Source organism: Maricaulis sp. CAU 1757 (assembly GCF_054482675.1).
Map to the genome: position 1 here is coordinate 366771 of NZ_JBTLRI010000001.1, position 11920 is coordinate 378690.

13 protein-coding genes are annotated in these 11920 nt (G+C 68.0%); 8 read left to right on the forward strand and 5 right to left on the reverse strand.

The features are described from left to right. Positions 1-84 precede the first annotated feature (84 nt). Positions 85-1296, reverse strand: coding sequence for a pyridoxal phosphate-dependent aminotransferase (locus ACXYMR_RS01720; protein ID WP_458941021.1), 1212 nt, complete (start codon positions 1294-1296; stop codon positions 85-87). 258 nt (positions 1297-1554) lie between these two features. On the opposite strand from ACXYMR_RS01720, the gene ACXYMR_RS01725 reads away from it, so the two are divergent. The 4 genes from ACXYMR_RS01725 to ACXYMR_RS01740 all read left to right on the forward strand — a co-directional run bounded on the left by ACXYMR_RS01725 (position 1555) and on the right by ACXYMR_RS01740 (position 4215). Next, complete coding sequence (locus tag ACXYMR_RS01725) at positions 1555-1911, forward strand: hypothetical protein (protein ID WP_458941022.1); 357 nt, start codon at positions 1555-1557, stop codon at positions 1909-1911. A gap of 78 nt (positions 1912-1989) precedes the next feature. Continuing rightward, on the forward strand, positions 1990-2730 hold the full coding sequence (locus ACXYMR_RS01730) for a hypothetical protein (RefSeq protein WP_458941023.1): 741 nt from the start codon (positions 1990-1992) through the stop codon (positions 2728-2730). Then, positions 2727-3782, forward strand: coding sequence for a threonine aldolase family protein (locus tag ACXYMR_RS01735; protein ID WP_458941024.1), 1056 nt, complete (start codon positions 2727-2729; stop codon positions 3780-3782). The genes ACXYMR_RS01730 and ACXYMR_RS01735 overlap by 4 nt, the downstream gene beginning before the upstream one ends. 76 nt (positions 3783-3858) lie before the next feature. Beyond that, positions 3859-4215, forward strand: coding sequence for a hypothetical protein (locus ACXYMR_RS01740; protein ID WP_458941025.1), 357 nt, complete (start codon positions 3859-3861; stop codon positions 4213-4215). Here ACXYMR_RS01740 and ACXYMR_RS01745 read toward each other — a convergent pair. After that, positions 4212-4718, reverse strand: a complete 507-nt coding sequence (locus ACXYMR_RS01745; RefSeq protein WP_458941026.1) for a response regulator — start codon at positions 4716-4718, stop codon at positions 4212-4214. The two genes, ACXYMR_RS01740 and ACXYMR_RS01745, sit on opposite strands and share 4 nt — an antisense overlap. 467 nt (positions 4719-5185) lie before the next feature. On the opposite strand from ACXYMR_RS01745, the gene ACXYMR_RS01750 reads away from it, so the two are divergent. The 3 genes from ACXYMR_RS01750 to ACXYMR_RS01760 all read left to right on the forward strand — a co-directional run bounded on the left by ACXYMR_RS01750 (position 5186) and on the right by ACXYMR_RS01760 (position 7353). Further along, positions 5186-5578, forward strand: coding sequence for a DUF3775 domain-containing protein (locus ACXYMR_RS01750; protein WP_458941027.1), 393 nt, complete (start codon positions 5186-5188; stop codon positions 5576-5578). A gap of 473 nt (positions 5579-6051) precedes the next feature. Continuing rightward, entirely contained in the window at positions 6052-6609 is a 558-nt protein-coding gene (locus ACXYMR_RS01755; protein ID WP_458941028.1) for a hypothetical protein, read from the forward strand. Positions 6610-6738: 129 nt separating this feature from the next. Beyond that, entirely contained in the window at positions 6739-7353 is a 615-nt protein-coding gene (locus ACXYMR_RS01760; RefSeq protein ID WP_458941029.1) for a hypothetical protein, read from the forward strand. Between the two features lie 123 nt (positions 7354-7476). Here ACXYMR_RS01760 and ACXYMR_RS01765 read toward each other — a convergent pair whose 3' ends face one another. Together ACXYMR_RS01765 and ACXYMR_RS01770 are read right to left on the reverse strand one after the other, a co-directional pair. Further along, positions 7477-8286, reverse strand: coding sequence for a hypothetical protein (locus ACXYMR_RS01765; protein ID WP_458941030.1), 810 nt, complete (start codon positions 8284-8286; stop codon positions 7477-7479). A gap of 110 nt (positions 8287-8396) precedes the next feature. Continuing rightward, on the reverse strand, positions 8397-9986 hold the full coding sequence (locus ACXYMR_RS01770; RefSeq protein ID WP_458941031.1) for an ABC-F family ATP-binding cassette domain-containing protein: 1590 nt from the start codon (positions 9984-9986) through the stop codon (positions 8397-8399). A gap of 574 nt (positions 9987-10560) precedes the next feature. On the opposite strand from ACXYMR_RS01770, the gene ACXYMR_RS01775 reads away from it, so the two are divergent. Further along, positions 10561-11118, forward strand: a complete 558-nt coding sequence (locus tag ACXYMR_RS01775) for a lipocalin family protein (protein WP_458941032.1) — start codon at positions 10561-10563, stop codon at positions 11116-11118. A 241-nt stretch (positions 11119-11359) separates the two neighbouring features. Here the strand turns inward: ACXYMR_RS01775 and ACXYMR_RS01780 are convergent, their stop codons facing one another. Then, positions 11360-11824, reverse strand: coding sequence for a response regulator (locus ACXYMR_RS01780; RefSeq protein WP_458941033.1), 465 nt, complete (start codon positions 11822-11824; stop codon positions 11360-11362). Positions 11825-11920: the final 96 nt, after the last annotated feature.

Consider the following 11920-nt stretch of genomic DNA (forward strand, 5'->3'; position numbering starts at 1 on the left):
GCAATGCCGTGGTTCGTCAACGTATATGGGGCGACCGCGTTCCTAAATCCAATGAGGATTTACTGGAGGTGGTATAGAGCGAGACTATGGGCGTTTGAGAGAAGCGCAGAACTTTTTGATACGGCGCCCGGCCTCGGCGAGGGTCTCGTCATCCGTCGCATAGGACACGCGAAAGCCCGGCTCCAGCCCGAAGGCCACCCCCGGCACGGCCGCCACGGCCTGGTCTTCAAGCAGCGCCGCGCAGAAGTCGCTGTCCGTCTCGATCGTCCGCCCGACCGCGGTGTGCTTGCCAAGCGCGCCCGCGCAGTCGACGAATATGTAGAACGCGCCCTCCGGCGTCGGCGCCACCAGTCCGTCGCAATCATTGAGCGCGGCGACCATGGCATCGCGGCGCCGCTTGAAGGCGGCATTGCGGCCCTCGAGAAAGTCGTGCGAGCCGTTGAGCGCCGCCACGGCTGCGGCCTGGCTGATCGAGCAGGCGTTTGACGTGGTCTGCGAGATCACCTTGCGCATGGCCCGGATCAGCGTCTCCGGCCCGGCCGCATAGCCGATGCGCCAGCCGGTCATCGAATAGGCTTTGGACACGCCGTTCATGGTCAGCGTCCGCTCCTTGAGGCGCGGCTCGACGGCGGCAATGGTGGCAAAGCGGAAGCCGTCATAGACAATGTGCTCATACATGTCGTCGGTCATCACCCAGACCCGCGGATGCCGCATCAGCACCTCGGCCAGGGCGGCCAGGTCGTCGGCGCTGTAGCACATGCCGGTGGGGTTGGACGGCGAGTTGATGATGACCCAGCGCGTGTTCTCGGTGATCGCCGCCTCGAGCGCCTCGGCGGTCAGCTTGTAGCCATCCTCCAGTCGGGTTTCCACCGTCACCGGCGTCCCGCCGACCATCTTGACCACTTCCGGGTAGGTCACCCAGTAGGGCGCCGGGATGATGACCTCGTCGCCAGCGTTCAGGCTGGCCATGAAGGCGTTGAAGATGACCGGCTTGCCGCCCGGTGCCACGTGCACCTGATCGGCCGTGTAATCGAGGCCGTTGTCGCGCTTGAACTTGTCGACAATGGCCTGCTTGAGCGCCGGCGTGCCGTCCACCGTGGTGTACTTCGTCTCACCATTGCGGATCGCCGCGATGCCGGCCTCGCTGACATGCTCCGGCGTCTCGAAATCCGGCTCGCCGGCTCCCAGCGAAATGACGTCGATGCCCTGCGCCTTGAGTTCCTGGGTCTGCTTGACCAGGGCCAGGGTCGGGCTGGCCGCAATCCGGCCGACAGCGTTGGACAGGATGTCGCTCAAACTCGTCTCTCCATCATCAGGCCGGTTTCGTCCACACCTTTAAGGGGTTTGCCGCGACCGGGGAAGCGCGCGGCCGGGCTAACTGCACCCCTGCCAACACGCCGCGCCCGGTCCGCCGCCCCAGTCTCGCCGCATTTGGCCACGCAATCGCCCTGTTTCGGCCCCCTCACCTCCCCCTTCCCGGCCCAGCTTTGTCGCCGGAGAGAGGGCGATGCCGCAGCGTTCGGGGACGCGGCGCGGCATCGGGAGGGACTTCACATGCCGGCATCACCAGACAACCAGTCCTCGGGCGGACCCTCATGGTTTGCCCTCGGACTGGCCATCATCGCGCTCATTGTCTGCCTCTTCCTGTGGGCCGAGGCCCGCGCCGAAGGCGGGGCCACCATCTTCTACGCCGACGGCGCCTTTGTCGCCGAGGCGACGCTGCCGCCCGCGGCAGGTCTGGAACCGGAAGACGAAACCGCGCTGGCAGACGCTGCCGCGCTCGCCATGCCCGCCGAACCGACCCGGTCCTCGCGCCCGGCCGGCCTGGCCCAGCTCGCTGCCGGCCTGGGCATCGGGGTTTTCTTCGTGCTTGCCTGGGTGCTCCTGAGACCGCGTCGCCGCGCGCCCTGACAGGTCCCGCCTTACCGGATTGTCACGCCAGCAGGGCTCGTCTGGCCCGCCCAAGTCGGCTAGCGGTATTGGGTGAGCATGCAACGGGAGATTTTGCGGGGATGGATCAGGCTGCGACGCCTGCCTGAACGTCCTGTTGCCCGCCGCGCGCTGGCCGTCGGCCTGGCTCTGGCTGGCAATGCGATCATCATCGCCGCCCTCCTTGGCTCGCCCCGGCCAGAGGTGCTGGCGCCACTGACGGACGCGGTGGACGTCGTGCTCGTCACCCTGCCTCCCGAACCCGAGCCGGAGCCCGAGCCCGAGCCGGAGCCCGAGCCAGAGCCGGCAACAGCCTCGCAACCTCCCCCACCTCCGGCCGCCCCGGCAAGGGCGTCGCCTCCCGCCATCATCCCGGGCTTGTCCGACACCGGGGACGAGCCCCCTGTCGGCCCGGAACCGGAAGCCCTGCCCGACTGGACTGGCCCGGTGCGGCCCCTGCCGGCTCCCGCCTCGGCGACGCCCGGGACAGTGCGCGCCGCCTTCTGCCTGTCCACCTCCGACGCCAATCGCGACGCCCTCGCCTGTCCGCCGAGCGACGGCTCGGAAGGTCTTCCCATGCTGCAATTCGCCAGTCCGGAAAACATCGCCAAGGCCGAGGCCGCCCTGGCCGGCTTGACCGAGGACCAGCTCCGCGCCCTGTTCGAGGGCCGCGGCCTGCCTGTGCGCGACCTGGCCGGCCAGCCGACCCTCGCTGCCAAGCCCGGCAGCCAACCCTCTTCCGCCGACTCGATGCGTGACACGCTGCCGGCACTCCACCCCGACCCGGGTTTTGGTGATTGACGGCGGCCGCGGACCTCACTTCACTGCGGCCCATGAACTTCCTCTCCGACACCACCGCCCCCGCCCATCCCGACATCCTCAAGGCGCTCACCGCGGCCAATGGCGGCTACGCGCCCAGCTATGGCAATGACGCCATCTCGGCCCGTGTCGAGGCCCGGCTGCAGGAGATCTTCGAGACCGAGCTGAAAGTCCTGTTCACGGTCTCCGGCACGGCGGCCAATGCCCTCGCCCTGTCGGTCCTGACACCGCCGCACGGCGTCGTGCTGTGCCATGACGAGGCCCACATCCACCGCGACGAGCGCGGGGCACCGGAATTCTTCACCGGCGGCGCCAAGCTGGTCCCCCTGCGCGGCGCCCATGCGCGCATCGACCTGGCCGAGCTCGACCGCGCCGTGGCCCAGATCCCGGAAGGCTTCGTGCATTCCGCCCCGATCCGCGTCCTCTCCCTGTCCAACCTGACCGAGAGCGGCACCACCTATACCCCCGCCGAAATCACCGAGCGCAAGGCGCGGCTCGGTGACCGCCCCGCCTTCCTTCACCTCGACGGCGCCCGCTTCGCCAATGCCCTGGTGCATCTCGGATGCACCCCGGCAGAGCTGAGCTGGAAGGCCGGCGCCGACGCGCTCTGCCTTGGCGCCACCAAGAACGGCGCCCTCGGGGCCGAGGCGGTGATCCTCTTCCCCTCCGTCATGGACCGCTTCGAAGAGCTCCAGGCGCGCCAGAAACGGGCCGGTCACATGGCCCCCAAGATGCGCTTCCTGGCCGCCCAGTTCGAGGCCTGGCTCAAGGATGATCTCTGGCTCCAGCTGGCCGGCCACGCCAATGCCTGCGCCCGCGAACTCGCCGACGGCCTGGCCGCCCTCGACGGCGTCGAGATCCAGCACCCGGTCGACGGCAATGAGGTCTTCGCCCGCCTGCCCGAGGCGCTCGGCGACCGCCTGCGCCAGGCCGGCGCCGGCTTCTACCAGTGGCCCGACGGCTCGGCGCGTTTTGTTACCGCCTGGTGCACGCGGCGCGAGGAGATTGACGCCCTGCTGAAAGCGGCCAGATAGCAACTTGAAGTAGATCAATAGAAGCGTTACACTTTAAGTGCGATTTGTGGCGGACGCCGGTCAGGGAGTGACGGGCATGATATCCGGCATGAATTCCGGCCACGGCGTGCTGTTCCGCCTCGACACGCTGCGCTTCGACGCCTTCGGGCGCATCCTCGTCACCGATCCGCCGGCCGCGATCCGGCTCACCCGCCTCAGCGACACGGCCGACGCAATTGCCTGCCGCTCCGGCTGCGGCGCCCCGCGCAGCTGCGATACCGCCCTGATCCGCGCCGAGGAACTGGTCCAGCTCGGCGACGTCCTGCTCGTCGACAATGCCGACTTCGCCCGCATCATCGCCAAGCGCAAGGCCACCGGCGCCAGCGAGGCGGTCATCGTGTTCTGGAGATACCGGGAAGTCGGCGCGCACGCCGGGCAGGACGAGCCGCCCTAGCTCGCCGCCTCTTCCTCGTCCGTCGAGCGGCGCCAGGGGCCGGTAAAACGCGGGTCCTGGCGGCGGCGACGGTCGGGACCGAAATAGGTCGGTGCCTTGATGAAGCGGCGCGGCCGCTCGATCAGGGCCGAGATACGGTGGAACAGGTCAACCGGGCGCACAGGCTTGGCCAGGTATTCATTGACCCCGGCATTGATCGCCTCGAGCACCTTGGAGCGGTCGGTATGGCCGGTCACCATGATGATCGGCAGGTATTTGTTGGCCGAGTCCGAGGCCGTGCGCACCAGACGGGTGAACTCCAGCCCGTTCAGATCGCCCAGCATGTAATCAACCAGGGCGAAATCCGGATTGACGTCGCGCATTGTCTCGAAGGCGTCCGCCGCGTCGCGCACCTCGACAATGGTCCGCACCCCGAAGCCCTGCAGGATGGTCCGCAGGATGGTCGACATGTGGGCATTGTCCTCGACGATCAGGACGCGAATGCGGTCGAAACTGCCGGACATGGAATCTCGCGATAACGGCGGTGAATCAGCTCGTCGACAATACTGACGATGTGACCTTAACCAAAGCTTGATTGCGCCGCCGCGTCGACAGGCACCATTGCGCCATCGGGCCGGCACACCAAGACCGCGCGCCAAGCGTCTGATATGTCCTCGCCTTGCCTGCTCTGCCGCCGGAAAATCACGCATCGTACGCTTTGTGATCGCGGAGCGCCCCGGCCCTGTGCTAGGATTTTGCGACGGTCGGTCCCGCCTGCCCCGACGCGCCGCGCGCCCTGCGCCCCGCCCCGGCAGCCCGCCCGGCCCCGGCATTTCGTACAGCGTAGCCATAGGACTTGAACCACTCGACGTCACAGGACCGGGCCCGGCCTGCCCCGGCCGGTCCGGATCACGACCGAACCAGGGCCCAGAACCGAACCAGGACCCAGAACCGAACCAGGACCCAGTACCGAACCAGGAAAGGGCGAGACATGAACCTGTCCCAGCAGACCGTGCGCAAACTCATCCTGCGGGCGCGCGCCTATGACAGCAAGGAACAGATCGACGACTTCGAACGCGATCCCGACAGCGACGAGACCGATGCCGTGGAAATCCTGCTGACCGGCGACAGCGACCCGGTCCGCAACGAGATCGAGGACTGGCTGTCGGCGCTCGACGAGGAAGCCCAGGCCGAGTTGGTGGCGCTCTACTGGATCGGGCGCGGCGATTACGAGGGCAAGGAATTCCGCAAGGCGGTGAACGAGGCGCGCTCGCGCCGCTCCGGCCCCACCGCGGACTACCTGCTCGGCGCCCCCATGCTGGGCGATTATCTGGAAATCGGTCTCGACGAAGTGCTCGAGGCCAACGTGTTCGACGAGGCCTGACCCGAACGGGCCAGGCCGGCGTCCCATGCCACGCCTGCGGGCGGGGAGGGGCGGCGTCGCGCGGCCGCACCCGGTCCCCCCGACCCGCGCGCCGGCGACGCCGCCGGCCTTGCGGGTCGTCGCCATCCCGGACCAGGACGGGCGGGGCTCGGGTCCATCCAAGTCGGGCGTCCCACGAAGCGGGTGCCGATCCGTTCCGTCATCGCGCTAGAGCGCGGTTTGGACCCTTGATCTCTTGTCAGCCAGCGGGCCTCAGGGGGATTTTCAAGTCAAGGGTGAAACCGCGAAGCGGCCCGGCGGGCCCTTGACTTGAAAATCCCCCTGAGGCGACATCCCGGCAAGAGATCAATGGGCTGGTACGGGCGCTGTCGCGTCCGTTCTGCGCCAGAATCTCGACCGCCCCCGCCACTGGCCAAACCGCAGCGCGCCTGCCACCGTCGGCAACCGGCCCGCCAACCCGCCCGAGTCCCGCCATGCCCCTGCCTGCCCGCTTCGTCCTGTCCGCCCTGGCCAGCCTAGTCTGCGCCACCGTCCTTGCTCCCCCCGCCCAGGCCCAGACCCGCATCCCGGTCGTGCCGGGCGAACTGCTCGGCGTGGCGCTGGGCAGCGCCGCGGACGATGCCCACGCCGCGCTCGTCGGCCAGCTCGGCCAACCGGCCTGGGATTCCGGCTGGGAGAGCGGCTGTACCGGAGCCCGCGAGGAGCGCGCCATCGGCTGGCGGGGCCTGTCGGTCCACTTCGCGGATTTCGGCGAGGGCCGGGTGTTCCACAGCTGGACCGGTTTCGTGCCGGACGCGCCGTCCGACGCCCACGCCGAACCCCGCCGTTTCGACTTCATCCTGCCCGGCGGCCTGCCACCCGGCGCCAGCATTGCCAGCGCAGCCCGGACCTACCGCTCGGACGCGGTGTTTGACGCGCTCAACGGCTATCTGGTCGTGGCCGCCGAGGGTTTCAGCGTCGATGCCGAGGGCGAAGACCCCGACACCCCGATCGAGCATGTCGGCGTCCCGTGGGTCCACAGCTGCGGCTGAGCACGCCCGGGCCAGCCTCATTGTCCGCGTTCAGTTGACATTCATGACGCAACCTCCCGTATGGACAGGCACTATCCTGTCGGCGCCATTCCGGTGCCTCGACGCACACCCTCGGGGGGGGAAACGGACATGCAGATTTCATTCATCAGATTACTGGTCATCGCACTGGCTGCGCTCGGCGTGGTGGCGGGGTCAACCGGCGCCCTGGCCCAGGTCACGGGGGAGAACGCCACCTTCATCCGCTTCGATGGCGGCAGCTTCGAGCGCATCAACCAGCCGCGCACCTGGCAGGAATTCGGCCAGGGAAACCCGGCGCCGCGCTTCACCTGGATCGAGACCCACCGCGACGACTGGTCGGTCTACCTGCGTGATGACAGCCGCAACATGCAGATGCAGATCGATCTCCATACTGGTTGGGTTCGCCTCGCCTGGCCCGGCCAGCCGATGAGCGATCACTACCGCATCACCGAATCCGATGCCCGCGTGAATGGCCGGATGGCCGTCGAGGTCCATCATGACGGCGGCGTCTTCACCATGGATGGCAATACCGACTGGGTCGAAATCAACAGCCAGGGCCAGCGCACCTACCGCTTCCGCGAGACCCATCGCGACCAGTGGTCGGTCTATCTGCGCGATGACAGCCGCGACATGGACATGCAGATCGACCTGCACCGCAACTGGATCCGCCTCGGCTGGCCGGGGCACGACATGGCCGACCAGTACCGCATCACCCGCGCCTACTGAGGGTCTTGCACGCAGGGGCCGGGAGACCCACCGGGTCGACGACCGCCCGGTTGGAGTCTCCCGGCCGCCTTGCCGTGTTCGTACGTGCGGCCCCGCACTCCATCACGGTCGAGGGCGCGCGCCCTACTCCGCCACCATCGCCGCCGCCTTCGGCCGGCGCTTGCCGGCCGCCCAGGCATGCCAGACCAGCACCACCCCGGCCCCGATGCCGAGCCCGATCAACAACCCCGTCGGCACCGTGCCATAGGCCGCAAACATCTCGCGCCACGCCGGCAGCCGGCCCAGCCAACCGAACGCCGCGCCCTGCACCACGAGCAGTCCGCACAGCCCCCACCAGGGTCGTCCCCAGCGCCCGGACCTCACGGCCAGCCATGCGGTTGCCAGCACCAGCACCCCCTGCACCGCCATCAGCGTCCAGTAGAACAGCCAGAAATCCTCCGGCCCGCGGATCTGCAGCGCCGGGACATAGGCATTGAGAATGCGCACATAGACCGGTCCGAGCAGCAGGAAGACGGTCGCCAGCATATAGCGGCTGTGCAACTGGACCTGGCGGCGGTGGCGCAGGGCCGACCAGGTCAGCACCCCGAACCCGGCCACCGCTATGACATCGTAGAACCCCAGCGAGCTGGCATAGAGGTCGTAGAAGGGCGAAACCGCGCGCGCCATGGTCGACAACACCATCAGCCCGCCGGCGATGAAAAGCGGAATGACGACAAAGCTCGCCTTGCCGGCCATCCGGTGCAGGCCGATGCGGCCATGGTGCACCGACCAGGACTGGGCAATCAGCAGGACCAGCCAGGCGCTGGCCGACACGGTGTGCAGGTGAAACGCCACCGGCACGCTGTCCAGGGCGGCAAAATAATTGCGCCAGAAGGCCGGAATGATGAACGGAATGATGGCCAGCAACCAGAGCCAGGCGCGCGGATATGGCATGTCTTCCCCCCGGAAATCGTCTCGGAGGAAAAGCCTAGTCGCGCCCCCCTTGAGGCGGCAAATCACGAATTGGACAATCCGGACCCCGGCATTCCCGGCGTCAGCCGGTTTCAGGCCGCCCCGCGATCGGCCTGCAGCACCAGCTTGCGGTAATCCTGCAGGCTGCCGCCATAGCGCGAGGCCCGCCCGTCCTTGACCAGCCAGAGCTCGTCCGCAGTGCCCTCGGCCAGGTAAACGTCGTGGGTGATCAGCACCACGGCGCCGCTGTACTCGTTGAGCGCGTAGATCAGCGCTTCGCGGCTGTCGATGTCGAGGTGCGAGGTCGGCTCGTCGAGGATCAGGATGTGCGGCTTGTCGAGCGACATCAGGCCCATCAGCAGACGCACCTTCTCGCCGCCGGACAGCTTGTCGATCACCGTCTCGACCTTCTCGTGCGAGAAGCCCATGGCGGCGGCGACGGCGCGCCGCTTGGATTCCGTCACCTTTTCCGGCAGCGCGTCGCGGACATGGTCGAGCACGGTTTCGCCCGGCCGCAACTCGTCCATCTGGTCCTGCGAGAAATAGCCGATGCGCAGCGATCCCGGAGCGACCCGGTCGCCGGCCAGCAGGGGCAGGCGGTTGGCGATCGACTTGACCAGCGTCGTCTTGCCCTGGCCGTTGGCACCGATGATGGCGATCCGGTCGTCCGGGTCGAGCCGCAGATCCAGGTCCGTCAGGATCACCGCATCCTCGCCATACCCCACCGAAGCCCCGCTCATCTGCAGCAGCGGCGGCGACAGCTTGTCGCCGGAGGCCGGAAAATTGAACGGCGTCGTGCGCTCGGCCAGCGGCACGGTGATGTCCTGCATCTTCTCCAGCATCTTGACCCGCGACTGGGCCTGGCTGGCCTTGGAGGCCTTGGCCTTGAAGCGGTCGATGAAGGCCTGCAGGTGGGCTTTCTCCGCGTCCTGCTTGGCCCGCTGGCTTTCCAGCAGCGCCGTGCGCGCCGCGCGCAGCTTCAGCCACTGGTCGTAACCGCCCGGCGACACGGTCAGCTGCTTGTGCTCGAGCGCCAGGGTGTGGGTCACGCAGCGGTTCAGCATGGCCCGGTCGTGCGACACGATGACCACCGTATAGGGGTATTTCTTGAGATAGCTCTCCAGCCAGGCCGCGCCCTCGAGATCGAGATAATTGGTCGGCTCGTCGAGCAGCAGCAGGTCGGGCTCGGAGAACAGCACCCCGGCAATGGCGGCGCGCATGCGCCAGCCGCCTGAGAATTGCCGGGTCGGACGCCCCTGGTCTTCGGTGGAGAAGCCCAGGCCGCTGAGGATCTCCGCTGCCCGCGCTTCCGCCGACCAGGCATCGATATCGGCCAGGCGCATGAAGATCTCGGAGATCCGGTCCGGGTCGGTCGCCGTCTCGGACTCCTGCATCAGCGCATGCCGCTCGGTATCGGTCGCCAGCACGACGTCCAGGATGGTGTCATCGGTCGCCGCCACTTCCTGGGCCACCCAGCCCATGCGGGCGCCCTTGCTGAGGTGGATGGCGCTGTCCGCCGACGGCTGTTCGAAGGCCTCGCGGATCAGCCCGAGCAGGGTCGACTTGCCGGTCCCGTTGCGTCCCACCAGCCCGACCTTCCAGCCGGCGGAGATCTGCACCGAGGCGTTCTCGAACAGAGAGCGTTCGCCGATCCGGTAATCGAGGTTGGAAATCGTCAGCATGGCAGGGGTCAATCATCGAGGGCGGGGCCGCAAGTGCCCGCCCTCGGATCAGGGCCGGGACCGGGACGTGCGGACAATGGGAGGGGCAGAAACAGCAACCGGCCCGTCAGGGCCGGATACCGGCGCACCGGTTCAGCGCCCTCATAGCGCCCCTGCCCGCTCCCGGCCAGACCGCTGCACCGTGCGCCGGTACACTAAAAAATGACCATGGGTCCGGCGATCCGCCCCGACTTCGCCCCTGCCCCACCCGTTGTCATCCCCCGGCGTGGCCGGAGCACCTCACCCAACCGGCCTGCCAGACAGCCGCACAGCCGTCCTCCGGCGGGTGCCCCAGCAGTCGCACCAGCCCATCCGTCGAGCGAGTCGCGCACCCGCCTCCAGGCCCGTTCCTGTCACCTGAGCCATTGCTTCGCCTCCTCTGCGGCCGTTCGACAGCCCGGACAGGGCCCCGCTTCGCCGCGCGCTCGCGCCGATCTTGCAGATCGACCGGACAAGGCCGACCGGAACCCCTTCCCCCGGCGCCGCATTTCCCTACTCTCAACCCGCACACCCACGCCGCCACCGGAGTCCCGCCATGCGCCTCGCCCTCCTCCTCCCTCTGCTCGCCCTGATCGGCTGCGCGCCGCAATCGCGGCTGGCCGACGACGCGCCAGCCATGGCCCCCGTGCCCTCGGTCGACCTCGAGCGCTATGCCGGTCGCTGGTTCGAGATCTTCCGCGCCGATCACGGCTTCGAAAGCGGCTGTCACGGCGTCATGGCCGAGTATGAGCGCAATGCCGACGGCATCATCGCGGTCACCAATACCTGCTTCAAGGGCGGGCTCGACGGCGAGCGCGACGTCGCCGAGGGCCGCGCCCGGGTCGTCGAGGGCAGCAACAACGCCAAGCTGGAAGTGAGCTTCTTCGGCCCGTTCTGGGGCGATTACTGGGTCATCGACCTGGCCGACGACTACAGCTGGGCCATCGTCTCGGAACCCCAGGGCCGCTATCTGTGGATGCTCGCCCGCGAGCCCCAGCCCGGCCAGGCCGTCATCGACGCCCGCCTCGCCGACCTCGAGGCCCGCGGCTTTGACACGGACGGCCTGATCTTCCCGGAGCAGTGGGACAGTGCGGACGCGGTGCCGGAGCAATAGACCGCCAAGCCTAACGGCAATCATTCGCTCGCGCCCAGGCGCAGAGAGCAACATTGATCTCTTGTCAGCCAGCGGGCCTCAGGGGAATTTCCAAGTCAAGGGTGAAACCGCGAAGCGGCACGGCGGGCCCTTGACTTGGAAATTTCCCTGAGGCGACATCCCGGCAAGAGATCAATGGCTATCTCCGCGCTTTGCGGCGCAGCCGGTCGACGCGGCCGGTCAGACCTGCGTCTGCCCCCGCTCAGATCCGCGTCCAGCTCACTTCCGTCGCCGGCGGCGCACCTTCCGACGCCTGGCGATCCGGGCGCTTGTCCAGCACCTTGCGGATGCGTTCGCCCAGGCGCGCCGGCATGACCGGCTTGACCAGGTAGCTGTCCGCCCCGGCCTCGACGCAGCGTCGCACGGTCTCGACATCGGCATTGGCGGTCAGCATGAGCACCGGGGTGCGGCAATTGGCGTGTTCGGCCTCGCGCCGCATCTGGCGCAGCAGGGGCAGCGCGATGGTGCCGTCCAGATCATAATCGAGCAGGATGGCGTCATAGGTATAGGCCGCCAGCGCCTCGCGCCCGGCCTCGTAATCGGCCGCCTCGCTGACATGCGCGCAGCCCAGGCTGTCCAGCAGCTTGCACACCAGGCGGCGGATCGCCTCGACATCCTCGATCAGCAGCAGGTTGAGCCCGTCAAGCGGTGCTTTGCGGTCATCCATCGGCGTCCCCCAGCTCTCCGGACACCCTAGCGCCAAGGCTTGAAACGAAGGTTAAGCGGGCCATGCGGATGTCGCCCCTCGGCAGGCCGCGCACGG

Coding starts and splice junctions, on each gene's coding strand:
- ACXYMR_RS01725 (WP_458941022.1), top strand. CDS start 1,555: ATGCCGGCATCACCAGACAACCAGTCCTCGGGCGGACCCTCATGGTTT.
- ACXYMR_RS01730 (WP_458941023.1), top strand. CDS start 1,990: ATGCAACGGGAGATTTTGCGGGGATGGATCAGGCTGCGACGCCTGCCT.
- ACXYMR_RS01740 (WP_458941025.1), top strand. CDS start 3,859: ATGATATCCGGCATGAATTCCGGCCACGGCGTGCTGTTCCGCCTCGAC.
- ACXYMR_RS01745 (WP_458941026.1), bottom strand. CDS start 4,718: ATGTCCGGCAGTTTCGACCGCATTCGCGTCCTGATCGTCGAGGACAAT.
- ACXYMR_RS01750 (WP_458941027.1), top strand. CDS start 5,186: ATGAACCTGTCCCAGCAGACCGTGCGCAAACTCATCCTGCGGGCGCGC.
- ACXYMR_RS01755 (WP_458941028.1), top strand. CDS start 6,052: ATGCCCCTGCCTGCCCGCTTCGTCCTGTCCGCCCTGGCCAGCCTAGTC.
- ACXYMR_RS01760 (WP_458941029.1), top strand. CDS start 6,739: ATGCAGATTTCATTCATCAGATTACTGGTCATCGCACTGGCTGCGCTC.
- ACXYMR_RS01765 (WP_458941030.1), bottom strand. CDS start 8,286: ATGCCATATCCGCGCGCCTGGCTCTGGTTGCTGGCCATCATTCCGTTC.
- ACXYMR_RS01770 (WP_458941031.1), bottom strand. CDS start 9,986: ATGCTGACGATTTCCAACCTCGATTACCGGATCGGCGAACGCTCTCTG.
- ACXYMR_RS01775 (WP_458941032.1), top strand. CDS start 10,561: ATGCGCCTCGCCCTCCTCCTCCCTCTGCTCGCCCTGATCGGCTGCGCG.
- ACXYMR_RS01780 (WP_458941033.1), bottom strand. CDS start 11,824: ATGGATGACCGCAAAGCACCGCTTGACGGGCTCAACCTGCTGCTGATC.